General features: G+C 60.7%; 22 protein-coding genes and 1 riboswitch. Of the genes, 5 read left to right on the top strand and 17 right to left on the bottom strand.

Going from position 1 to position 21,054, the window contains the following annotated elements:
• Positions 1-47: 47 nt before the first annotated feature.
• From cyoE to AB5Y54_RS20475, 4 genes are read right to left on the bottom strand one after another with little or no spacing between them, the layout of a single operon-like run.
• Positions 48-953, bottom strand: a complete 906-nt coding sequence (cyoE, locus tag AB5Y54_RS20490; protein ID WP_368154264.1) for a heme o synthase — start codon at positions 951-953, stop codon at positions 48-50.
• Positions 950-1,960 (bottom strand): heme A synthase, encoded by a 1,011-nt coding sequence (locus AB5Y54_RS20485; protein ID WP_368154263.1) that lies wholly within the window; start codon positions 1,958-1,960, stop codon positions 950-952. Before AB5Y54_RS20485 ends, cyoE begins: the two co-directional genes overlap by 4 nt.
• A 59-nt stretch (positions 1,961-2,019) precedes the next feature.
• Positions 2,020-2,502 carry a hypothetical protein gene (locus AB5Y54_RS20480; protein ID WP_368154262.1) on the bottom strand — a complete coding sequence of 161 codons (483 nt, stop codon included), beginning with the start codon at positions 2,500-2,502 and terminating at the stop codon, positions 2,020-2,022.
• Positions 2,499-3,164 carry an SURF1 family protein gene (locus AB5Y54_RS20475; protein WP_235713153.1) on the bottom strand — a complete coding sequence of 222 codons (666 nt, stop codon included), beginning with the start codon at positions 3,162-3,164 and terminating at the stop codon, positions 2,499-2,501. The genes AB5Y54_RS20480 and AB5Y54_RS20475 overlap by 4 nt, the downstream gene beginning before the upstream one ends.
• Positions 3,165-3,242: 78 nt before the next feature.
• Here AB5Y54_RS20475 and AB5Y54_RS20470 point away from each other — a divergent pair, with 78 nt between their 5' ends.
• Positions 3,243-3,449 (top strand): DUF2909 family protein, encoded by a 207-nt coding sequence (locus tag AB5Y54_RS20470; RefSeq protein ID WP_103243764.1) that lies wholly within the window; start codon positions 3,243-3,245, stop codon positions 3,447-3,449.
• An 8-nt stretch (positions 3,450-3,457) separates the two neighbouring features.
• Here the strand turns inward: AB5Y54_RS20470 and AB5Y54_RS20465 are convergent, their stop codons facing one another.
• The 6 genes from AB5Y54_RS20465 to AB5Y54_RS20440 form a co-directional block, all read right to left on the bottom strand.
• Positions 3,458-4,339 carry a cytochrome c oxidase subunit 3 gene (locus AB5Y54_RS20465; RefSeq protein WP_368154261.1) on the bottom strand — a complete coding sequence of 294 codons (882 nt, stop codon included), beginning with the start codon at positions 4,337-4,339 and terminating at the stop codon, positions 3,458-3,460.
• A 2-nt stretch (positions 4,340-4,341) separates the two neighbouring features.
• Positions 4,342-4,896, bottom strand: coding sequence for a cytochrome c oxidase assembly protein (locus AB5Y54_RS20460; protein ID WP_368154260.1), 555 nt, complete (start codon positions 4,894-4,896; stop codon positions 4,342-4,344).
• A gap of 9 nt (positions 4,897-4,905) precedes the next feature.
• On the bottom strand, positions 4,906-6,504 hold the full coding sequence (gene ctaD, locus AB5Y54_RS20455) for a cytochrome c oxidase subunit I (protein ID WP_368154259.1): 1,599 nt from the start codon (positions 6,502-6,504) through the stop codon (positions 4,906-4,908).
• Between the two features lie 9 nt (positions 6,505-6,513).
• Positions 6,514-7,644 carry a cytochrome c oxidase subunit II gene (gene coxB, locus AB5Y54_RS20450; protein ID WP_223931077.1) on the bottom strand — a complete coding sequence of 377 codons (1,131 nt, stop codon included), beginning with the start codon at positions 7,642-7,644 and terminating at the stop codon, positions 6,514-6,516.
• A gap of 366 nt (positions 7,645-8,010) precedes the next feature.
• The gene (locus AB5Y54_RS20445; RefSeq protein ID WP_368154258.1) at positions 8,011-10,083 is read right to left on the bottom strand and encodes a tRNA(Met) cytidine acetyltransferase TmcA; all 2,073 of its coding nucleotides are present in this window, start codon (positions 10,081-10,083) and stop codon (positions 8,011-8,013) included.
• Complete coding sequence (locus tag AB5Y54_RS20440) at positions 10,080-10,394, bottom strand: HlyU family transcriptional regulator (protein ID WP_041211748.1); 315 nt, start codon at positions 10,392-10,394, stop codon at positions 10,080-10,082. The genes AB5Y54_RS20445 and AB5Y54_RS20440 overlap by 4 nt, the downstream gene beginning before the upstream one ends.
• Before the next feature lie 138 nt (positions 10,395-10,532).
• Between AB5Y54_RS20440 and AB5Y54_RS20435 the strand changes: the two genes are divergently transcribed.
• From AB5Y54_RS20435 to AB5Y54_RS20425, 3 genes are all read left to right on the top strand, one after another.
• Positions 10,533-10,739 carry a bacterioferritin-associated ferredoxin gene (locus tag AB5Y54_RS20435; protein ID WP_010675777.1) on the top strand — a complete coding sequence of 69 codons (207 nt, stop codon included), beginning with the start codon at positions 10,533-10,535 and terminating at the stop codon, positions 10,737-10,739.
• Positions 10,740-10,870: 131 nt separating this feature from the next.
• The gene (bfr, locus tag AB5Y54_RS20430) at positions 10,871-11,350 is read left to right on the top strand and encodes a bacterioferritin (protein ID WP_010675778.1); all 480 of its coding nucleotides are present in this window, start codon (positions 10,871-10,873) and stop codon (positions 11,348-11,350) included.
• Positions 11,351-11,600: 250 nt separating this feature from the next.
• On the top strand, positions 11,601-12,059 hold the full coding sequence (locus AB5Y54_RS20425) for a methylglyoxal synthase (RefSeq protein WP_041211864.1): 459 nt from the start codon (positions 11,601-11,603) through the stop codon (positions 12,057-12,059).
• A gap of 64 nt (positions 12,060-12,123) precedes the next feature.
• On the opposite strand, the gene AB5Y54_RS20420 is transcribed toward AB5Y54_RS20425, so the two are convergent.
• Positions 12,124-12,711: a superinfection exclusion B family protein gene (locus tag AB5Y54_RS20420; RefSeq protein ID WP_041213974.1), complete on the bottom strand. Its 588-nt coding sequence runs from the start codon at positions 12,709-12,711 to the stop codon at positions 12,124-12,126.
• A 190-nt stretch (positions 12,712-12,901) separates the two neighbouring features.
• A riboswitch (yybP-ykoY riboswitch) is annotated at positions 12,902-13,008 on the top strand.
• Positions 13,009-13,097: 89 nt separating this feature from the next.
• On the opposite strand from AB5Y54_RS20420, the gene AB5Y54_RS20415 reads away from it, so the two are divergent.
• Complete coding sequence (locus tag AB5Y54_RS20415; RefSeq protein ID WP_368154257.1) at positions 13,098-14,084, top strand: sodium:calcium antiporter; 987 nt, start codon at positions 13,098-13,100, stop codon at positions 14,082-14,084.
• 94 nt (positions 14,085-14,178) lie between these two features.
• Here AB5Y54_RS20415 and ansB read toward each other — a convergent pair whose 3' ends face one another.
• From ansB to AB5Y54_RS20385, 6 genes are all read right to left on the bottom strand, one after another.
• On the bottom strand, positions 14,179-15,237 hold the full coding sequence (gene ansB / locus AB5Y54_RS20410; RefSeq protein WP_201996608.1) for an L-asparaginase 2: 1,059 nt from the start codon (positions 15,235-15,237) through the stop codon (positions 14,179-14,181).
• A 128-nt stretch (positions 15,238-15,365) separates the two neighbouring features.
• Positions 15,366-15,560, bottom strand: a complete 195-nt coding sequence (locus AB5Y54_RS20405) for a heavy-metal-associated domain-containing protein (RefSeq protein WP_128312930.1) — start codon at positions 15,558-15,560, stop codon at positions 15,366-15,368.
• Between the two features lie 62 nt (positions 15,561-15,622).
• Positions 15,623-16,585 (bottom strand): LacI family DNA-binding transcriptional regulator, encoded by a 963-nt coding sequence (locus AB5Y54_RS20400; RefSeq protein WP_041211752.1) that lies wholly within the window; start codon positions 16,583-16,585, stop codon positions 15,623-15,625.
• 95 nt (positions 16,586-16,680) lie between these two features.
• Entirely contained in the window at positions 16,681-17,994 is a 1,314-nt protein-coding gene (locus AB5Y54_RS20395; protein WP_201996610.1) for a carbohydrate-binding domain-containing protein, read from the bottom strand.
• Between the two features lie 220 nt (positions 17,995-18,214).
• Positions 18,215-18,670: a CBM35 domain-containing protein gene (locus tag AB5Y54_RS20390; RefSeq protein ID WP_041211754.1), complete on the bottom strand. Its 456-nt coding sequence runs from the start codon at positions 18,668-18,670 to the stop codon at positions 18,215-18,217.
• Positions 18,671-18,858: 188 nt separating this feature from the next.
• Positions 18,859-21,048 (bottom strand): CBM35 domain-containing protein, encoded by a 2,190-nt coding sequence (locus AB5Y54_RS20385; RefSeq protein WP_128341829.1) that lies wholly within the window; start codon positions 21,046-21,048, stop codon positions 18,859-18,861.
• Between the last annotated feature and the right edge of the window lie 6 nt (positions 21,049-21,054).

Here is a 21,054-nt window from a genome sequence, read left to right as displayed (position 1 = left end):
GCACCGACGCAGCGTCACCATTCACCCGACCTCGACCCGCATCAACGTCATGACAGCCGCCACAACCAGTGGTGATCCAGAATCAGCAGACCAAACAGCAGCATCAGGTGATAGATGGAGAAACGGAAGGTGCGCATCGCCTGGCCGGGGCGCTTCTCATATTTCAACAACCAGCCATGCCAGCAGAATCCGAGGTTCAGCCCCAGACTGCCGACCAGGTAGACAAGCCCCGACATGCCGATCAGATAGGGCAGCAGACAGACGAGCGTCAGGATCAGCAGATAGAGCAGGATGGCGGTCTTGGTGAAATCGGCGCCGTGGGTGACGGGCAGCATGGGAATGTCGGCACCGGCATAGTCATCGCGCCGATGGATGGCCAAAGACCAGAAATGGGGCGGCGTCCAGGTAAAGATGATCATCACCAGCAGCCAGGGCTCGGCCGAAAGCTGCCCCGTGATGCTGGTCCAGCCCAAGAGCGGTGGCATGGCTCCCGCCAATCCGCCGATAACGATATTCTGCGGCGTGGCCCGCTTCAGCAGCAGGGTATAGACGACCGCATAGCCGAACAGGCTGGCCAGGGTTAGCCAGGCAGTCAGGGGATTCACGCCCCAATGGAGCAGAACAAACCCCGACAGCGCCAGACAGATCGCAAAACTCATCGCCTGCCCCGGCGTGATCCGTCCCATGGCGACCGGGCGCCAGCGCGTTCTTGGCATCCGGGCATCGATGCCGCTATCCAGAGAATGGTTCATGGCCGCCGCCCCGGCAGCGAGCAGTCCAATCCCCGCCAGGCCCAGTATCATTTCGTCCAGAGAGGCGCGTGTCGGCTCGGCCAGCAGCATGCCCACCCAGGCGGTCAGGAGCAGCAGGGCGACCACCTTTGGTTTGGTCAACTGACAATAATCGCGCACCCGACGGAGGGCAAAGCGCTGTGCCCGCCCTCTCCCATTCATGTCCGGCTCCTGACCATCCCAGGGGGTCGCAAGGGGTCGTGATGAGGCACAGAGAGCCTCCCGCGCGCCAGCACACAGCAAACCAGAAGGTGGGCTGCCACCAGATTGTGCGCAAGGGCGTTGGCCAGTGGCAGGGCCAGATGGACGTTCGCCAATCCCAAGGCAATCTGCACGGTCAGCAGACCCAGCAACAACCAGCCAAACCCTCTCAGGGGGGTCCGCTGGCAGAGCAGCGCGAGGGCGAAAGCCCCCACCAGCAAGGCCGTGGTCAGCGCTCCCAGGCGATGGGCGATGTGAATGGTCTGGCGCGCCTCCTTGCCCAGCACGCCGAACTCATAGCTGGCGTGCCCCAGGGGGAGGTGAAAGGCTTGCGCCCAATTCAGCTCTGCCTGCCAGTTGCCCTGGCACAAGGGAAACTCCACACACGCCATGGCCGCATAGTTCGCCGACGTCCAGCCCCCCAGCGCGATCTGCAGCAGCAGCACGCCACAGGCCATGCTGCCAAGCCAGGACACACCCTGGTGTACGGGCGGGGGTGAAGGGAAGCCTGCCAATTCGGCCCGATAGAGCCAAAGCAAGGTCAGGATGGCGAAGCCACCCAGCAGATGAGTGGTCACCACCAGGGGATGCAGGGCCAGGGTCACCGTCCACATACCCAGCGTCGCCTGACCCGCAACCAGCACCAGCAAGATAAGCGAGAGGTGGCGCAGTCGGCCGCCTGTACGCCAGCCCAAGCCGGACAGGAGCACAATCACGCCTCCCAGCACCCCGGCGAAGTAGCGATGCACCATCTCGCTGCGCGCCTTGTGAGGAACAAGCGGGCTGGCCGGATAGCGCTGTGCCGCCAGTTCCGCATGCTCGGCGCGGGGAATGGCAAGGGAACCATAGCAACCTGGCCAATCGGGGCAAGCCAGCCCGGCATCCGTCAACCGGGTATAAGCACCGAGCGCGATGACCAGAACTGCCAGCACAATGGCCGCGGAGGCCAGCCTCTTGTGCATCTTCATATGCCGCCTCGCTGACCGTGCAGTAACCAGAAGATGCGAGTCCCATGCCGGCTGCATCGTCACTGCACCCCACGCTGATACTTGAGCAGTTGCTGCAGATCCGACAGTACCGCCTTGCCAAGCAACGGCCAGGTCGTCGTGCTGCCGGGTACCTCGTAACGCAAGATGGCCAGCCCGCGGGCGTCCACCAGCAGTATATCCCCCTCCCTCATTTCACTGTTTGCCTCGTGAGGTGGCGTCAACTGGACCAGCTCCAGCTTGTCCAGGTTGCGGCCAAGTGCGGCCTGGATGCGCACCATCAGCACAGGGACCTGCCGGCATTGTCCCTCGCAGCGAGGGGCCACCAGATAGACCAGTCGCCATTGGTGCTGATGGGCAGGAAGCGGTTGCAACAGGTAGATCTCCTGGTGCAGCCAGTGCCCCTTGCTGCGCGTGCCGGGTTCATACCAGCCCTGGTGAAGAGTCAGAGCCGCCAGCACCACAGGCAGCAGGATCACCGCAGCAAAGAGCGCTGGCACCCGCCAGCGTCGCCATCCACTCATGGGGAGCACCTCCTTGTCAGCATGACCCCCCCTGACAGAACCACCAGCGCCAAGCCGAGCCATTGCACCGCATAGGCCCGGTGTTTTTCAGGAGGCATGACATTGTGCTGGTAGTGATAGAGGAATGGGGTTCGTCTTTGATAGAACACGGCGTCTGCAAGCGGGGCTCCGATTGCCTGTCGCAGGGTCTCGACCCTGATGGATTGCAGCCGGTTCGGGTAGGGGCCTGGTTCTATGTTCTGTCCCAACAGGAAGCCGCCGGGAGCCATGCGCAGAACACCTTCAAGGGTCATTGCGGCGGGGATGGCGGGATTGGGCAATTGCGACCTGTCGGATGGCGCGGGCACCCATCCCAGGTTGACCAGCAACAGTGAGGATCCCCCCTCTGCGCGTACCGGGATGAGCACGTCATAGCCAACCTCCCCGTTGACGATCTGGTTGTCCAGCAACCAGACATAAGGGCTGACCCACTCGGCTTTCCCTTGCAGAGGCTGGCCATCCAGTGACTCCGGGTGTTGCCAGTCGATCTGGGCCAATGTCCTTGGCCCGGCCTGCTGCATCTTTGCCATCTGCGCCAGCCAGGCCGTTTTTTCCATTCCGCGCTGCCACTGCCAGAACGCCAGCTTGCACAAACCGGCCGTCACCACCAGAGTGAACAACAAGACAAACCAGCGTCTGTGATGCCATGGTCGTCGCTTGTCTCGTGCAGCCGAATCGCGCATATCGAGGAGGATCCCAAGATGTTGATCAAGGTCGTTCTGGTACTCATGCTGCTGCTCATCATCGGCCAGCTGTTTCACGCCCTCTGGCTGATGCTCAGTGCAGGCAATACGCAAAAGATGTCGGTACCTCTGGGCCGGCGCGTCTTCTTCTCCCTGCTGGTGGTCATCATGCTGCTGCTCTCTCTCGCGATGGGCTGGCTGGAACCCAACCCGCGCCCCTACTGAGCACGGCATCAAAGCAGGTAGACAAAGACGAACAGACAGAGCCAGACCACATCGACGAAGTGCCAGTACCAGGCCGCAGCTTGGAAAGCGAAATGACGCTGTGGGGTGAAATGATCCCTCAGCATGATGCGCAGCCAGATGATGGTCAGGAAAAGGGTGCCCAGCAGCACGTGCAGTCCATGGAACCCGGTCAGAATGAAGAAGGTATTGCCATAGATGCCGGAATCCAGCCGCAGTCCGAGATCCCGATAGGCATGCAGATACTCATAGCCTTGAAACCACAGGAATGTCAGCCCGAGCACCACGGTGGCCAGCAACATCCCCTTGAGCCGCATGCGTCTGCCGTTTTCCAGACTCATGTGTGCAAACAGCAGGGTCACGGAGGAGCCAAGCAGGATCAAGGTATTGATGAGGGGGATCCCCTGCCAAGGCATGGCCTGGGTCGTGGCCCCGCCGGGCGTCTTGAGCAGGGGCCAGTGAGCGGTGAAATCCGGCCACAGCAGCTGGCCCGTCATCACCCTGTGGCCCGCACCATCCAGCCAGGGCACCGCAAGCTGGCGGGCATAGAACAGCACTCCGAAAAAAGCCAGAAAGAACATCACTTCGGAGAAGATGAACCAGACCATGCCCTGCCTGAAGGATCTGTCCATCTGGGCGCTGTAGAGCCCGGTCATGGACTCCCGGATGATGTGACGGAACCAGCCAAACAACATGAATGCCAGCAGGGCGACACCAGCCATCATCAGATACCGGCCGAAACCGGTCTGCCCACTCGTCACTTCATTGACCAGATGTCCCGCCCCCAACGCCAGGAAAAACAGTGCAATGGCACCAATGATGGGCCAGCGACTCTGGTCCGGGACATAATAGGTCTGGTTCACCTTGGCCATGGTCATTTCCTCTGTGCGAGTGCCGGTGCAGGTACGGACGCCGTGATGTCATAGAGCGAGTAGGAGAGCGTGATGGTATTGATGCTGTCCGGTAGTGCCGGATCGATATAGAACTTGAGCGGCATCAGCTTGCTCTGCCCTGCCCTCAGCTCCTGGCGATTGAAACAGAAACACTCCACTTTCTTCAGATAGGCCGCGGCGGGACCGGGAGAGACCGACGGGACCGCCTGACCCACCATGGTCCGCTCCGTGGGATTGAACACCCGAAAGTTGACCATCTTCACCTCCCCCGGCCGCACCGACAGCCGAGCCGTCTCACCGCTGAACTCCCACGGCATCCGGGTATCCGCATGAGCAAGAAACTCGATCTGGATGCTCCGCTTGCTGTCGATCACCGCCCGCTCCGTACTGGCCGCTTGATCAGACGTCTTGCCATTGAGGCCGGTGATCCGGCAGAAGACGTCATAAAGCGGCACCAGCGCAAAGGCAAAACCAAACATGGCGAGCACGACCAGACCCAGTTTTCTGAGCAAGGGGGCATGACTGACCTGGGTCATATGACCTCCCTAACGCTCTTCCGACCGGATATCCGGCGGAGTCTGGAAACTGTGACAAGGAGGGGGAGAAGAGAGCGTCCATTCCAGCCCCTCGGCCCCCTCCCATACCCGATCGCTCGCCTTGGCTCCGCCTCTGATGCATTTGATCACGCCCCAGACAAACAGCAATTGGGACAAGCCGAAGGCAAAGCCCCCCAGGCTGATCAGCATGTTGAAGTCGGCAAATTGCAGGGCGTAATCGGGAATGCGGCGAGGCATGCCCGCCAGCCCGACAAAATGCATGGGGAAAAACAGCACATTGACCGAGACGAGCGAACACCAGAAATGCCATTGGCCGAGCCGCTCGTCATACATGTGCCCCGTCCATTTCGGCAACCAGTAGTAGGCAGCGGCCAGGATCGAGAAGACGGCACCGGTCACCAGAACATAGTGGAAATGGGCCACTACGAAATAGGTGTCGTGATACTGAAAATCAGCCGGTGTCATGGCCAGCATCAGCCCGGAGAAACCGCCAATGGTGAACAGAGTGATGAAGGCGATGGCAAACAGCATGGGGGTCTCGAATGTCAGAGAACCACGCCACATGGTGGCAAGCCAGTTGAACACCTTTACCCCTGTCGGCACCGCGATCAGCATGGTGGTGTACATGAAGAACAGCTCCGCCACCACGGGCAATCCGGTAGTGAACATGTGGTGAGCCCAGACCATGAAGGAGAGCAAGGCGATGCTGCTGGTGGCATAGACCATGGAGCGATAACCGAACAGCTTCTTGCGGGAGAAGGTCGGAATGATGCTGGAGACGATGCCGAAAGCCGGCAATATCATGATGTAGACTTCCGGGTGCCCGAAGAACCAGAAAATGTGCTGAAACAGGACAGGATCCCCCCCACCGGCCGCATCGAAGAAACTGGTCCCGAAATACTTGTCCGTCAGCACCATGGTCACCGCAGCCGCCAGCACCGGCATGACAGCGATGAGCAGAAACGCCGTGATGAGCCAGGTCCAGACAAACAGCGGCATCTGCATCCAGTCCATGCCCGGCGCCCGCAGGTTGAAGATGGTCACGATGACGTTGATGGCCCCCATGATGGAGGAGATCCCCATGATGTGAATGGCAAAGACAAACAGGGCCGTGCTGTTGCCGCTGTACTGGGTGGACAGGGGGGCATAGAAGGTCCAGCCAGAACTGGGGCCGCCTCCCTCCATAAACAGGCTCGACAGGAGGATGAGGAAAGCAAACGGCAGGATCCAGAAGCTCCAGTTGTTCATGCGGGGCAGCGCCATGTCAGGGGCCCCAATCATGATGGGGATCAGCCAGTTGGCGAGGCCGGTGAAGGCGGGCATGACGGCACCAAAGACCATGATAAGGCCGTGTACCGTGGTCATCTGGTTGAAAAACAGGGGTTCCACCAGTTGCAGTCCGGGCTGGAACAGTTCTGCCCGGATCACCATGGCCATGGCGCCACCGGTAAAGAACATGGTGAGGGCAAAGCACAGATAGAGAGTACCGATGTCCTTGTGATTGGTGGTGTAGAGCCAGCGCCTCAGACCGGCCGCTGGCTGGTGGACATGTTCGCTGTGCGGGGTATCCGTGATTCCATCACTCATGCCGACGCCTCACTTGTCCTTGTCCGGATTGGCCGGGTTGAGAAGGGACTGCACCTCGGCTGGCTGTACAAGGTCGCCGGTCTTGTTATCCCAGGCATTGCGTTCATAGGTGATGACGGCGGCCAGTTCCTGCGCCGTCAACTGTTTGCCAAAAGGCTGCATCGCCGTGCCGCTCTTGCCATGCAGGACGATGTCCAGATGCTGGGCCCGATGGTCCGCCTGTGTGGTCACCTTGCTGCCATTGAGCGCCGGGAAGATGCCGGGCAATCCGGTACCCGCGGGCTGATGACAGGCCGCACAGTGCCCCAGATAGACTTTCTCCCCCTGCGCCATGGCTTGTGGCAACGTCATGGTCTCCGCTGCCTGCGCCTGTTGCTGTGCCTTGGCAGTTGCCTGCTCGTCTCCCTTTCTGGCAATCCACTTCTCGAACTCCTCTGCGGATTTGGCCACCACAACCACAGGCATGAAACCGTGATCCTTGCCGCACAGCTCGGCGCACTGCCCACGATAGGTGCCCGGCTTGTCGATCCGGGTCCAGGACTCGTTGATGTAGCCAGGATTGGCGTCTTTTTTAACGGCGAAGGCGGGAACCCACCAGGAGTGAATGACATCGTCCGAGGTCATCAGGAAACGGATCTTCTTGCCGACCGGCAATACCAGAGGGTTATCCACCTCCAGCAGATAATTGCCGCCCTTGGGGGCATCACCGGAGATCTGCTGTTTGCTGGTCGCCAGCAGGGAATAAAACGCCACTGGATACTCTAGGTATTTGTAATGCCATTTCCATTGCGAGCCCGTGACGAGGACGGTGAGATCGGCCTTGGAGGTATCCTCCATCTTCAACAGGGTCGAGGTTGCCGGTGCCGCCATCGCGATCAGTATCAACACGGGGATGGCCGTCCACAGCAACTCGATGCGGGTGCTTTCGTGAAACTGGGCGGCTTTGGCACCGCGCGATTTTCGATGGTGCACGATGGACCAGAACATGATGCCGAAGACGAGCAGACCGATGACGCAACAGATATAGAAAATCGTCATGTGCAGGTCATAGACCTGCTGGCTGATGGCGGTCGCCCCGCGCGTCATGTTGAACCGGATCTCATTGGCAAAGGCGCTGCTGCTGATGAACCACATCATCATTCCGGCACCTGCCTGAGCTGCATCGTTTCTCACATTGCACTCCCTGTGCACGTTGGAGAAGATGGCCTGCATTCAATACACCCGACGTTAACCATCTGAAAATAATGCATTTATTAAAATTCATTTCACATTCAAGTATTAGTCCATATTCAGAAAAAACCAAAATGCAGACAGCCCTGACCAGGCTCATCAGAGCAGTGGCAATGGGCAAAACGCGAGCAGGGAAGAGGGAGAAACGGGTCCCGGGGTGGCCGCGCCTTGAACGGAGAGAGCTTCAGCCATGGTGAGTCGAATCGATGTGCAGAACCCGGAGGGTCCATTGGTTCCTCCCGGGCTCCGTGGTTTTCTGCCGTGCCAGAGGCGGGGTCAGCCCGCTGGGGCTTGCTGAGCCAGCAGTCTGGCCAGCAGGGAGCGCAATGCTTTTATCAGGGCGGGTTTGCCCGCGACACCCTGTCGGGCAGCCAGCTCTGACCAGGGCGCATATTGCCAGATGGTGGCAATCAGCAACCGTCGTTCATCCTGACTCAACGCATCCAGCATCATCACTCGCCGGAGTAGCCAGCGTTGCAGTGTCGCCTGGCACAATTCGAATGGCTTGTGATGGTGGGCAAAACAATCGAGTTCCCGATGCTCGAATTCATCCAGATCCGGCACATGAGTGACAGGTCCGCCTCTGAGGGATAGCCAGACCAGTTCGGTATCCAGCCTCTTGAGTTCACCCGCCAGCAGGGCCGGCAACTGGCTCATGAAACGCTGTCGCCATTGCGCCAGCTCGGCGTGATATTCCGATTGCAACGGCATCAGCAGCAAAGCTGCATGACTGCCGCTGGCCGCATCGCGCTGCAGACCAAGACGCAGCACCTTCAATCCCGCCTTGAGCCAGAATGGCAGCAGATCTGGACTGGCGGAGAAGGCAGATCCCAGATAATCGACCCCTAATGCCCGATAATGTGATACCAGCTTGTCCAGCAACCAAGACCCCAGCCCGAGACGATGAAGGGCAGGATGGATGGCGATGCGCATCACCCTGGCATAAGAGCGCTCCCCCGCCGTCACGAAACCGGCGTGGGCCAGCAGCGACTGGGGCAGCAGATGTCCACGAGGGCGCCTTCGTCCGGCCCAGATCGCGTGCGCCAGATCAGGGGGTATATTGCCCTCCCGCGCGACCAGCGCCACCCCGAGCAACTCCTGTCCCTGCTCCATCAGATGAATGTCGAGATCCGGCCCCTCCAGCAAATACCGCAGATCACTGGGGCTGGTCTGGTAGTGAGCCAGTACGAGCAGGCCGAACACCCGATTGAGCAGCGCGTCATCACGGGCCAGTTCATCTTGTCCGACCTGGCGCCAGGTCTGTGATGTCGGGGGATGAGGTGCCGATATGTCAGCATTCAGGCCAAGGAGCCGGAAGATCAGAGGCTCCAGCGGATCGCTCAGGCTCCAGCGAATGGGCTCCACCAGGCGCAGCTCCTGCCAATCCGGGGTTTGCTCATCGAGTACCCTCTTGAAGCGCAGATGAAAGCCGCGCCCCGTCCCCTCATAGCCGTGCTCCGTTGTAGCGAAGACAATGCGACTGTGACGGGCCAGCATGGCCTCCAGCAGTGGGGTCGGGATAGCGGCGGCCTCATCCACCAGCAGCAGATCCGCCAGTACGTCTCCTTGAGCCACCCGATCAGGGGACACATAGCTCAGACCGGCCAGCCGCTCAGGCATCTCTGCCAGCGCGCGCTCTGCATGGGCAAAAAGTGTCGCCACTGTAGCGTGGGAAGGGGCAGTCACCGCTATCGTCAAGGCCGGATCCCGACTCAGCAAGTCGGCGCTCGCCAGCCCCAGCACGGCGCTCTTGCCACGACCGCGATCGGCGCTCAGCACCAGGGGGCGGCGGCGATGACCGTGCAGCACGTTGTGGATAGCGGGCAGCGCACGGGCTTGATCCGCGCTCAACGGCCGGTCCCCGTCGAGAGGCTGCCAGGTAAAATCACAAGAGGCAGTCGTCAGATCTCGTGCCGGATCTTCTGCCAGCAACCGTACCAGACGGGAGATGAACCCCTGCCCGGCACGATCGGCCTCCTCTGGCTGGGCGACCAGCCTCTGACGATCAGGGTCTGGGTAGGTCGGCCATACCTCCCGCGGCGGGGTCAGCAGAAGCAAGAACCCCCCAGCCCTCAATGTCCCCGCCAAGGCACCGAATGCATCGGGATGAAAGCCGCTGAAGGCATTGAATACCAAGGTGTCGCACTCCTGACCGAGCCGTTGAAGCGCCTTGGCGGCAGGCTGCGGAGCATGACGCTCAGGACCCTGCCCCAGCCAGAATACAGCCCCCCACAGCAAGGATTCGGCACGAACGATGCAGTCATCCTCCTCCCCTTCCAGCCAGATCAGACGCCGCTCGCCGGCAGAAGCGATAGCGTGGCGCAAGGCGAGCAGCTCGGCTGACATCATGGAGCTGGGCTGGCGTCTGGCTTCACGCGGGGTTCAAACATGCGCTCCCCCATCTGGTCGATGAAGGTATGGGCCTTTTGCACCATGAAGCGCTCGGCATCCGCCGGGTTGGCAAAGAGATCGGAGCGGATGAAGCGATGGGTCTGTAACTGCCCGTCTATCTCCCTGGTGATGCGACCTGCCAGCCTGTATTGCCCCCCTTCCGCCATGGGCTCGGGATAGATGAGATAGCCCATGTATTCGATGGGCTCAACCTCGGGGCTCTGGGCGATCTCTCCCTTGAACAGGGCATTGAATAGTTTTTTGAACATGTTCGCATCCTCTCTGATAAAGGCATTCTCCCCAAGGGTGGAATCACTGGCAAGCACGGGATCTTATTACCATTCGTTCTTTGCACTACGAACCATTCTCATTTAGATTTCATCTCATTCCAGCATGAGGTCCAGATTATGTACGTGTGTTTGTGCCGCGGCATCACAGATAACCAGATCCGCAAGGCGGTACAGGCAGGCAAGACTGAATTCCGACAGTTGAAACAGTCGCTGGAAGTCGGTGCCCAATGTGGTAAATGTGTGCGCATGGCGATGGAGATCATCGCTACCGAAATCGACAAGATGGAGTCAGAGCAGGCACCGCTCTATTACGAAGTGGCGTAAAACCGCCGACTTCTCGTCTTCATCTCTCCTTCTGCCCTCCAGGGGACGACTTTCCCCATCACGTTATGGTCATGTTTCTGGACTAAGCTCTAGTGATCGTTGCCTAGGCTCGAAAACGAGGAGTAATGTCGATGAAAGGAGATCCCAAAATCATTGCCCACCTCAACAAGGTGCTGGCCAATGAGCTGGTTGCCATCAACCAATACTTCCTGCATGCCCGCATCTATGATGACTGGGGCCTCAAGGGGCTGGGGCACAAGGAGTATCACGAATCCATCGATGAGATGAAACATGCCGACGAGCTGGTCAAGCGGGTGCTGTTTCTGGAAGGGCTGCCCAACTTGCAGGATCTGGGCAAGCTGCGCATCGGTGAGACGGTGGAAGAGATGCTGCGCTGTGACTTGTCTCTGGAGATGGACGCCATCCCCGACCTGAAAGTCGCCATCACCTATGCCGAGTCTGTGCAGGACTACGTCAGCCGCGACCTGTTCCAGGAGATCCTGGAAGATGAAGAGGAGCATGTGGACTGGCTGGAAACCCAACTCGATCTCATCGCCCGTATCGGTCTGGAAAACTACCAGCAATCCCAGCTCCATGCCGAGTCATCCTGAATCGCGATGACATCAAGAGACAATCCCAACCCGCCCAGGCGGGTTTTTTCATGGCACCAGCGGCAGAGATCTTGCCCAACGATACGGTAGCCAACCTGGTTGCTGACAAGGCAGGCCAGAGGCTGTCAAGCTGGCAGGCGCCGGATTGAACCGCCTCAGGGATCACAGTTACGATGCATGGGGCAGCGGCAGGCGCCGCTTTCGATTAGGATACGACCCCATTCCCATCATTTTGCTACGGATGACCTCCATGGAACTGATTGCACGCGAGATGGCGCCCCACAAACGGGTTGCCCTGGTGGCTCACGACAACATGAAAGCCCCTCTGCTGAACTGGGTGCTGCGCCGCAAGGAGGAGCTCAAGCTCCACCATCTCTATGCGACCGGCACCACGGGCACCCTGCTCGGCAAGAAGGCGCAGCTACCCATTACCTGCCTCTTCTCCGGCCCCATGGGAGGGGATCAGCAGCTCGGCGCCCTCATCGCCGAAGGGAAGATAGACGTGATGATCTTCTTCTGGGATCCCCTCAATCCCGCCGCCCACGATCCTGACGTCAAGGCCCTGCTGCGCCTCGCGGCTGTCTGGAACATCCCGGTCGCCACCAACGAGGCGACGGCGGACTTCATCATGGACAGCCCGCACATGCAGCAGGCATTCAGCGTCCAGGTGCCCGACTACGCCGGCTACCTCAAGGCCAGAACCGAATAAGCAACGCCAGACAGCAAAGAGCCGGAACAGATGTCCGGCTCTTTTCTTTCATGGGGGGAGAAGGTCAGCGCTGGAGGCTTTTCTGCGCGAATTTGGGCCTGGCGTTCATGATCTGCTCCACCTGCTCGTCGCTCATCTTGCCCCGCGACAGCCCCAGAACCTTGTAGGTCAGCAGAGGGCGCGCCGGCAGGGCGATCATCAGGGCGCGGATCTGGTTCTCGTCTTCCTTCTCTCGCGCCGGCTTGCCGTAGGCGTAGGTGAGCACGCCGGCATCCATCAGGTTTTTGACGGCGGGTTCGGTGATCGGCAGGTTTATGACGCTTTTCCGTTGCAGTACGAACTCCCGCAGCACCGCCTTCTCGTTGAAGTCGAGGAAGCCAATCATCTGGGCCAGTTGATCCTGCTGGCGGCGGGACTGCCACTCGTCACAGGCCCACTCCCAGGCGATCAGGAAGCCCTGACTGCAGAAATAGGAGATGGCGATCAACATGCCGACCCCAAGCCAGGCCGCATGAGCCGTGGCCCACTGGCTCACGGCGCCTTTCATCAATCCGGCCGGAAACAGCAGGATGATGCTGCAGCAAAGCAGCAGCCAGACCATCAGCCAGTTGAGGCGATTAAGCTGGTAAAAATGTTGGATCCACCGTTTCATCGTTCACCCTTCCCAAGTCAATGTGGACAGTAGCCAACTCGTAGCAATCGCTGTGCCAGCACAAGGATCCCCGTAAAAAGATCAGGATCCCGGACGGGAGAGTCGAGGGGTTGTCACATCCTTTTACAACTTGTCGCGCGGATCATCCCCTGTTGGCCTTGCGCCTCACCGAGCCACTTGGTAAAAAGCCCGCACTGTCACTGGGGAGTAGCAACCCGCCCGAAATCCGGGCAGGGCCCATGTCAACACTCTTGGATCCACAGATCCATGGCATGGGCGGCGATAGCACCTATCGTCCTGCAAGACCTTTGGCCTCGATATGCACGCCAGCCGGGCGAGCCGTATCGGGTCCATCGGTTGTTCTGCTCGCCTGGCGGTTACTCATCATGCTGATCACCCTGCTGTTATTTCTGATCTCTGCCGTCACCATCTATCTGGCCTGCGAATACTTCGTCAACGGCATCGAATGGACCGGCCATCATTTCAAACTGTCCCAAAGCGCCACCGGTTCTCTGCTGGCTGCCCTCGGCACGGCCCTGCCCGAATGCATCGTCACCCTGACCGCCCTGCTGATGGGGGATGCCCCCGCCCAGCAGCAGATAGGCATAGGTGCGGCCCTCGGCGGTCCCCTGGTGCTGGCTACCATAGGCTATGCTGCCGTCGGCGTGACCCTGCTGCTGTGCATGAGCCGGGAGCACAGAGCCATCAATGGCGAGGTGCAGCGGGAGATAGGCCGCGATCAGGCCTGGTTTGCCGGCATCTTCCTGCTGGCCGTGCTGCTTGGCATGGTGGTCTTCACCGGTAAAACCTGGCTGGCCCCCCTGTTCGTGCTGATGTACCTCCTCTATGTGCGACGTGAGCTGAAACAGACCGACAGCCACGATGCCGAATTGCCCTCCCCCCTCAAGCTGGATCCGCACGCCAGGATCCCGGCGCTCGACAATGTGCTGCTGCAAACCCTGGTGGCGCTCGGTGTGGTGGCGCTGGCGGCCCAGCTGTTCGTTCACCAGCTGGAGAGCATGGGCGAGCTGTTCGGTCTCTCTCCGGTGCTGGCGGCCCTGTTGCTGAGCCCGGTGGCCACCGAAATGCCCGAGCTGATGAACGTGCTCATCTGGGTGCGGCAGGGCAAACACCGGCTGGCACTGGCCAATATCTCGGGGGCCATGATGATCCAGGGCACCATTCCCAAGGCGTTCTGCCTGCTGTTCACCCCCTGGCTGCTGGATAGCACCATGATGGCCTCCTCCCTGGTCACTCTGCTGGCGGTCGCGCTGCTGTGGTGGGGGTTCAGTCGTGAGCGGATGACGGCGGGCAGGCTCGCCCTGGTGGGGCTGGTTTACCTGGGTTTCTGCGGCTGGCTGATGATGAGCTGAGGGCCGGCCTCTGCCTCTGGCGCAACAAGAAAGGGCAGGATCCCATCCTGCCCTTCATCTCACGGGGTAGTGTCAATCAGACCGATCCGAGGTCTCAGAACTGCTGGAACCAGCGCTGGATCTGGGCCGGATCCTTGCTCTGGGTCAGGGCGAGCATCAGCAGCACCCGCGCTTTCTGCGGGTTGAGGGTCTCGGCGGCGACGAAGCCGTACTTGGCATCATCGATCTCCGCATCCAGGGTGGTCGAGCCGGTCGGCACGCGGGCGGAGCGCACCACGCGAATGCCGTCCTTGCTCGCCTTGGCCAGGGTGTCGAACAGGGTGTGGTAGAGGTTGCCGTTGCCCACCCCGGCGCTGACGATGCCGTCAAACTTGGCATCCACCAGGGCCTTGGCCGGCAGATCCGAGGCGTTGGCGTAGCTGTAGACGATGCCGACCTGGGGCAACTTGTCGAGCTTGCTCACGTCGAACGGGGTCTTGCTGGTATGCAGACGGGCCGGGCTGCGCTGGTAGTCGATCTTGCCGTTGTGGATGTAGCCGAGCGGGCCGAAGTTGGGGGAGGCGAAGGTCTGCACTCCTGTGGTGTTGGTCTTGGTGACGTCGCGGGCATCCAACACGGTGTCGTTCATCGCTACCATGACGCCACGTCCCTTTGAGGCGGGGTCGGAGGCGGTCACCACGGCGTTGTAGAGGTTCATCGGGCCGTCGGCGCTCATGGCGGTGGAGGGGCGCATGGCGCCCACCAGCACCACCGGCTTGTCGCTCTTGACGGTCAGATTGAGGAAGTAGGCGGTCTCCTCCATGGTGTCGGTGCCGTGGGTGATGACGATGCCGTCCACATCATCCCTGGCCAGCAGCGCGTTGACCCGCTTGGCGAGCGTGAGCCACACCTCGTCGTTCATGTCCTGGGAGCCGATCTTGACCACCTGCTCACCCTGCACGTCGGCCACGTTTTTCATCTCGGGCACAGCGGCGATCAGCGTCTCGATGGCAACCTTGCCCGCCTCGTAGTTGGACTGGGTGGCGGACTGGCCGGCACCGGCGATGGTGCCACCGGTGGCCAGTATGTGCACGTTCGGCAGCGCCATGGCCATGGGGGAGAGGGTCATACCGAGCACGGCGGCGAGCAGGGTCTTGCGGATAGGGAGGGTCATGCTGCAATCCTTCTTATGGGTTGATTGCAGCATTTTTATTCTTTTTAAACGGAATTTAAGTGATCGTTCTCACCAATAAAAAGAATTAAACAGAATATTGGTCTGTTTTTTACCACTTAGGTGATAAGTCATTCCGCGGTGAAGCCACTGGCCTCGACTAGGGCGATCAGCTCCGCCTTGCCCAGCTCGCTCTCGATAACGGCCTTGCGGCTGGCAAAGTCGACGCTGGCGGTGCTGACGGCAGGCTGGGCCAACAACGCTTTTTGCAGGCTGGCGGCACAGCCACCACAGGACATGCCGGAAACGGTGAGTTCGATGGTCATGGGTAATCTCCTCTCTGAATGTCCCCCCAGCCTAAAGCTGACGGCCGCAGCAAGGTCAAGCCCTAGCGGGCCAGTACCGACTCACGCACCACCAGACGCCCCTGGAACTTCTGCGGTTCGTCGGCCGGACGCAGGCCTTGTGCCAGCTGTGCCAGCAGCACGCGCACGCTCTCCTGGGCCAGCCGTTCACTCGGGTATTCGATGCAGGTCAATGGCGGAGTCAGCTGGCTTGCCAGGGTGGCCCCCTCCAGGCTGATGACGGACACATCCTGGGGAACGTGGAGGTTGAACTCACGCAGCAGTCGCATGGCATCGGCCGCCTGGGCATCCTGCTGCACCACCAGGGCGGTGAAGGGCAGATAGCGGTTGAGCAGGCCGAGCAGCGCCTGCTGGTTGTCGGCACCGTCGATCACCAATTGGCCGTTGTAGGGCAGGGATTGCTGCTGCAGTGCCTGCTGATAGCCCGTGATGGCACTCTTGCCCGCCGGCGACAGCTTGTCGTCCAGCATCAGCACCAACTGGCGATGCCCCTTGCCAAGCAGGAAGCGGCAGGCGCTCTCGGTGGCAAACGTCAGGTCGTAGCAGAGATTGAGGTTGTCCGAATCGCTCACCCCATCGAGCTGGATGAGGCGCTCGTCCGGCGCCAGGGATTGCTTGGCTCCCAGCACCAGCACGCCGTCACAACGCCCCCCCAACAGCTCATCGACCGCCCGCTGCTGTTGCTCCGCCTCGTCGGCGAAGCGCACCAGCATGCTCTTGCCCGCCTTGGTCAGCGCCCCTTCCAGCAGTGGCAGCATGCTGGCCAGCCGGTTGCCAAGCTGGGAAGAGAGGATGATCCCCACGCAATCCGTCGCCTGGGTCGCCAGAGAGCGGGCCGTGGCATTGGGTCGAAAATTCAGCTGCTCGGCAGCCTGCAGCACGGCCAGGCGACTCTCTTCCCGCACGCCGCGCGAGCCGCTCAGAACACGGGAAACGGTGGCTTTGGACACATTCGCAAGACGCGACACATCGGTAATATTGGCCATGGGTTCAATTCCGGTAACCGGTTTACAACTGGTTTCATCCTACCATGCCCCCAACGGGGCGGGAACCTCCAGACTCCCGCCCTGTGAGCCAGATGCTATTGCAGTGCGGACGCCGTCTGGCGAATGCCGGCCTCACCGAACACGATGTCATTTCCCCTTGGGGAGAGATCCATGCTGCCGTAGTCGTAGGACATGTCTAGCACCTCCTCTTCCCCGGCACCATTCCCCTTCCAGGACCAGGCGATCCACCCTACCGACTCGCTCTGCGCCTTGCCAAGCAGATAATAGTGATCGACGTTGTTGGGGGCCTGGAAGCGCTTGTCTCCGAACTCGCCAAACAGGAATGCCAGGTTCTGCGCCTTCATCTGGGCAATGGCGGCATCGATCTCGGCAGGCGTGTCCCAGAGCCAGTGGTAGGCGTGCAGGGAGAACAGCAGGTTCTTGCTGGCATCGGCATTGAGCAACTCGCTGCCACGACCCGAGAGGAAGCTCTGCACGTACTGGCCGCAGTGGGCCGCATCGATCACCAGCGGCATGGTATAGCCGCCATCGCGCAGTCCCTTGATGAGCCCCTTGTAGGTGGTGATAAAGTCGGCGTAATTGTTGGTATCCTCACCCCATTCATTGGCGATGTTAAGCAGGATCTTGCCCTTGTACTTGGGATCCTGCATCACGGCCTTCCAGCTGCCGAGCCAGAGCGAGTCGACGGCGGTCTGCAGCGGCTGCGGGTTGCTCTGGCAGGTCACGTCGCTCTCCCAGTACATGGGCATGGCGACCATGTTGCGGGCGACGATGGCATCGAGGACACCGCGCAGCTCCTGGGCCGTGGTGTGCTTGCGCAGTTGCAGTCGCACTATGTTGGCGCCGGTATTGGCGATCGGCGTGATGGCCGCGAAGGCCGCCCCCGGGTTGTCGCCATACTGCAGGTTGATGCCGCGGGCGATGAAGCGCTGACCACTGGCGGAGTAAAGCTGGCCATCCTTCACATACATGTCCCCCGAGCCCGGTGTCGGTGTGGAGCTGGCCACCTGGCAGCTCTGGCCATTCTCCCAGCCCCAGCCGTCACCGTCCGGATCGCTGGCCGCCGAGGCACAGGTCGGGTAAGTGGTCGCGCCGCCCGACCCTGCCACCACCTGGCAGCTCTGGCCATTCTCCCAGCCCCAACCGTCACCGTCCGGATCGCTGGTCGCCGAGGCACAGGTCGGGTAAGTGGTCGCGCCGCCGCCCGACCCTGCCACCACCTGGCAGCTCTGGCCATTCTCCCAGCCCCAACCGTCACCGTCCGGGTCGCTGGCCGCCGAGGCACAGGCCGGGTAGGTGGTCGCGGCCAGGGCCGAAGGGCTCAGCAGCAGAGCGGGCACGGTGCTGCAGCCGAGCAGCAGGGTAGCGATGATCGTCTTTCTCTTCACTTTTCTATCCTTTTATTTATCCAGGGGATAAGCGGTTATTCCATAATCAGGACAGCGATACCGCATCATTCATTGTCACGTCGTGATGGAAATACACCACCGAGGCATTCTCTGTGGCGGACAATAAAATCAGCCACAGAGCATCAGGACCCTTCTTGTTATTTATTTCTGATGGGCGAATAAGGTGGCTGCCGGCTCGCACAGGCAGCCAGGTGTTCGATTATTTGGCCGCGATCTTGATCCATTTCACGAACATATAACCCCAGTCATTGGGCGCCTTGCCGAAGCTGATGCTGTTGCTGCCCTCCTGCAGGGTCACCGGGAGCACCTTCTCTTCACCGGCTTCACCGGTCTGGGGGAAGTCGATCTGCACCGGCTCGCCGCCGTTGACCACCAGGGTGTTCTTCTTGCCGCCCCACTTGGCATTGAAGAAGAGGCGAAGCTGGTACTCACCGGCACTGGGCACCGCAACCGTCCAGGTCACCTTGTCCCCCTCGCTGGCAAAGGGACCGAGAAAACCGTCATCCCCCAGGGTCAGCTGGTCCTTGGCGCTGGTGACCACATTCAGTTGACCATCTCCGGCCGACTGCTCGACCAGATAGTCGGCCGCCATCGCAGACAGGGACAACGCGGGTAGAACCAGCCAGAGAGCACCGAGAAAAATATGTTTCTTCATCTTTATCTCCTTCATGGAGACGGTCGTGCCGCTTTATTTTTGAATATGTGAAAGAGACACCCTGTATCGGGATAAACCGCACAAGGCTATATTTCACACTCGCCAAAAAAGGCCTCCGACGACTCGCTCTCCGATGTGAATGAAACACGAATGAATACGGGCCGCACCATTAGATGCGGCCCGTACTGTTATTCCGCCACGACCTTGACGGACTTCACGAACATATACCCCCAGTCACCGGCGAATTTACCGAAGCTCACCAGGTTCTTGCCCTGCTTGAGCTGCACCGGGACGACTTGCACCTGACCGGCCTCGTCGGTCTGCGGGAATTCGATCGGGTGAATATCGGTGCCATTGATGACGACGCTGTTCTTCTTGCCGCCCCACTTGCCGTTGAAGTGCAGGTGCAGGTTGAAGGCGCCGGACCAGGGGGCCTCGACGTGCCAGGTGATCTTGTCACCCTCGCTGGCAAACGGACCGGCGAAACCGTCGGCCGCCACCTCCAGCTGGTTCTCGGCACTCTTGACCACGTTCAGCTCACCCTCTTTGGCCACCAGCTCGGCAGAGCTGAACTCGCAGTAGCTGACCGGCAGCTCGCCCCTGGCCCGATCCACCTTCACCTTGATGGATCTCGCACTCCGGGCGAGGCCGTCATCGGCACTGAAGGTCAGCTCATACTCGCCCGCCTGAGGGAACCAGGCACGGGTCGAAGCCTTATCGCCGTGGCAGAACCTGGCCTCGAGGGGCCCGGTGCTGCGCCACCCCACCTTGACCTGCGGGGTCGGCAGCTGGTCGTCGCGCCAGACGGCGCTGAGCAGGACACCCTGATCCACCGAGGTGGTCAGATCGCCACCCACTTCGACCACAGGCGGCAGATTCTGCTGGGTGTGTTTGACCGAGATGACGTTGGAGGGTTGGGAGGCACCCGACTCATTTTTGGCGATGACCCTGTAGTAGTAGGTCTGACCCAGCTTGAGCGAGCCGTAGTCGTCGCTGAACAGGCTCATCCTGCTCGGGTCCCACTCGTTGACGCCATCCGAGACATCCTTGCCGACACGGGTCCAGGGACCCTTGGCGGAAGTGGCGCGCTCGATGTCATAGGCACGTCCCACCGGCGCCCCCATCCAGTTGATGGCAAACGGCGAATCGGTCTGGCGCAGCAACGGAGCGTCCGGTGCCGGCAGGGCAGGCGCCTGCGCCAGACCCGCCATCTGGGCCGACGCCTTGCGCACCAGGTCGACGACGTCCATCTCCTGGTTGGCCTTGCCCTCTATCGGGAATCCGGGCAGGTGATAGCTGTAGTGCCCCGTGTACTCCTTGTGCCAGTAGAAGCCCCCGTCGTGACGGTGGCCACGGAAACCCCAGATGAAGCCCCCCACCGCCTTGGCGCCATCCACCTCGGTATGGACGATGGACTGCATGATGTTGTCCAGATCCCGGTGATCGAGCAGGCCGAACTCGCCCACCAGATAGGCCTTCTTGCCGGCGATGGCGGTCAGATCCTTCTTCACCTGATCCGGGTGGTTGTTGCCGGCGTTGGTGTAGTAGTGGTTGCTGATGATGTCGACGTTCGGATCCTTGAGAGAGAAGTCGTTGATCTTCTTGTAGGTGCCGTCGATGACCAGCTGGTGCGGAGCGAACTGCTTGATCCAGGCCGCGGTCCGGGTCAGGAAGGCCTCATTGGAGTTCTCCAGCTCGTTGCCGGTCTCCCAGGCCATGATCGCCTTCTCGTCATAGTAGTGACGGCCGGTGATCGTGTTCTTGCGGGTGATCACCTGGCGGATGATGTCCTGATAGGCCTTGTAGGTCTTGCTCGAGGTGTCGTAGAAGTCGTCTGCCGTCTCCTTGTAGAAGGCTGCCAGCTGCTCGCGCCCGCCCCACCACCACCAGTGATCGATGAAGGGCAGGATGAGCCGCAGCCCCTGCTTGTCGGCCTCGGCAATCATGTTGTCATAGACCACCATGGCCTTTTCATTGAGCACGGGCATGCCGTCTGCCGTGGCAGGGGCCAGAATGTGGGTCTCGCGCTCACAAGCCTGGTCGTTCTCCTGCTGCACCGAGAGGACATAGACCCGCTGGGCCTTGGCGCCAGTCTGCACCATGGCGCGGATCCAGTTGGCCTGCTCCTCGGCGGTCGGCCACTTGAAGTACTGGCCCCAGCCCCGCGGGTCGGCCTTGCACACGCCGCGCGCATCGTCTTCGATGCGGTGCAGCTCGGGGGCGTGGATGCCGGCAAAGCGGAACCCCTGCTTGCCATCCATCAGCGCCGCCCCCTGGCGGGTGATGAAGTGCTCAAAGTGGGAAGGCGCCGCCAGTGTGCTGCCGGCCAGGGCCGACAGCACACAGAAACTCAGGGTATTGCGTAAGAGAGATCTCATGCTCGT

This window comes from Aeromonas sp. s9 (assembly GCF_040907765.1).
In the GTDB taxonomy this organism is placed as follows: Bacteria; Pseudomonadota; Gammaproteobacteria; order Enterobacterales; family Aeromonadaceae; genus Aeromonas; species Aeromonas caviae.
The sequence above is the reverse complement of the archived record's forward strand: the minus strand, read 5'-3'. Positions and strand labels throughout refer to the sequence as shown.

Bases quoted from the DNA above. Each gene is read 5' to 3' on its own strand.
- cyoE (WP_368154264.1), bottom strand. From the start codon at position 953: ATGAATGGGAGAGGGCGGGCACAGCGCTTTGCCCTCCGTCGGGTGCGC.
- AB5Y54_RS20485 (WP_368154263.1), bottom strand. From the start codon at position 1,960: ATGAAGATGCACAAGAGGCTGGCCTCCGCGGCCATTGTGCTGGCAGTT.
- AB5Y54_RS20480 (WP_368154262.1), bottom strand. From the start codon at position 2,502: ATGAGTGGATGGCGACGCTGGCGGGTGCCAGCGCTCTTTGCTGCGGTG.
- AB5Y54_RS20470 (WP_103243764.1), top strand. From the start codon at position 3,243: ATGTTGATCAAGGTCGTTCTGGTACTCATGCTGCTGCTCATCATCGGC.
- AB5Y54_RS20465 (WP_368154261.1), bottom strand. From the start codon at position 4,339: ATGGCCAAGGTGAACCAGACCTATTATGTCCCGGACCAGAGTCGCTGG.
- AB5Y54_RS20460 (WP_368154260.1), bottom strand. From the start codon at position 4,896: ATGACCCAGGTCAGTCATGCCCCCTTGCTCAGAAAACTGGGTCTGGTC.
- ctaD (WP_368154259.1), bottom strand. From the start codon at position 6,504: ATGAGTGATGGAATCACGGATACCCCGCACAGCGAACATGTCCACCAG.
- coxB (WP_223931077.1), bottom strand. From the start codon at position 7,644: ATGATGATGTGGTTCATCAGCAGCAGCGCCTTTGCCAATGAGATCCGG.
- AB5Y54_RS20445 (WP_368154258.1), bottom strand. From the start codon at position 10,083: ATGATGTCAGCCGAGCTGCTCGCCTTGCGCCACGCTATCGCTTCTGCC.
- AB5Y54_RS20440 (WP_041211748.1), bottom strand. From the start codon at position 10,394: ATGTTCAAAAAACTATTCAATGCCCTGTTCAAGGGAGAGATCGCCCAG.
- AB5Y54_RS20435 (WP_010675777.1), top strand. From the start codon at position 10,533: ATGTACGTGTGTTTGTGCCGCGGCATCACAGATAACCAGATCCGCAAG.
- bfr (WP_010675778.1), top strand. From the start codon at position 10,871: ATGAAAGGAGATCCCAAAATCATTGCCCACCTCAACAAGGTGCTGGCC.
- AB5Y54_RS20425 (WP_041211864.1), top strand. From the start codon at position 11,601: ATGGAACTGATTGCACGCGAGATGGCGCCCCACAAACGGGTTGCCCTG.
- AB5Y54_RS20420 (WP_041213974.1), bottom strand. From the start codon at position 12,711: ATGAAACGGTGGATCCAACATTTTTACCAGCTTAATCGCCTCAACTGG.
- AB5Y54_RS20415 (WP_368154257.1), top strand. From the start codon at position 13,098: ATGCTGATCACCCTGCTGTTATTTCTGATCTCTGCCGTCACCATCTAT.
- ansB (WP_201996608.1), bottom strand. From the start codon at position 15,237: ATGACCCTCCCTATCCGCAAGACCCTGCTCGCCGCCGTGCTCGGTATG.
- AB5Y54_RS20405 (WP_128312930.1), bottom strand. From the start codon at position 15,560: ATGACCATCGAACTCACCGTTTCCGGCATGTCCTGTGGTGGCTGTGCC.
- AB5Y54_RS20400 (WP_041211752.1), bottom strand. From the start codon at position 16,585: ATGGCCAATATTACCGATGTGTCGCGTCTTGCGAATGTGTCCAAAGCC.
- AB5Y54_RS20390 (WP_041211754.1), bottom strand. From the start codon at position 18,670: ATGAAGAAACATATTTTTCTCGGTGCTCTCTGGCTGGTTCTACCCGCG.
- AB5Y54_RS20385 (WP_128341829.1), bottom strand. From the start codon at position 21,048: ATGAGATCTCTCTTACGCAATACCCTGAGTTTCTGTGTGCTGTCGGCC.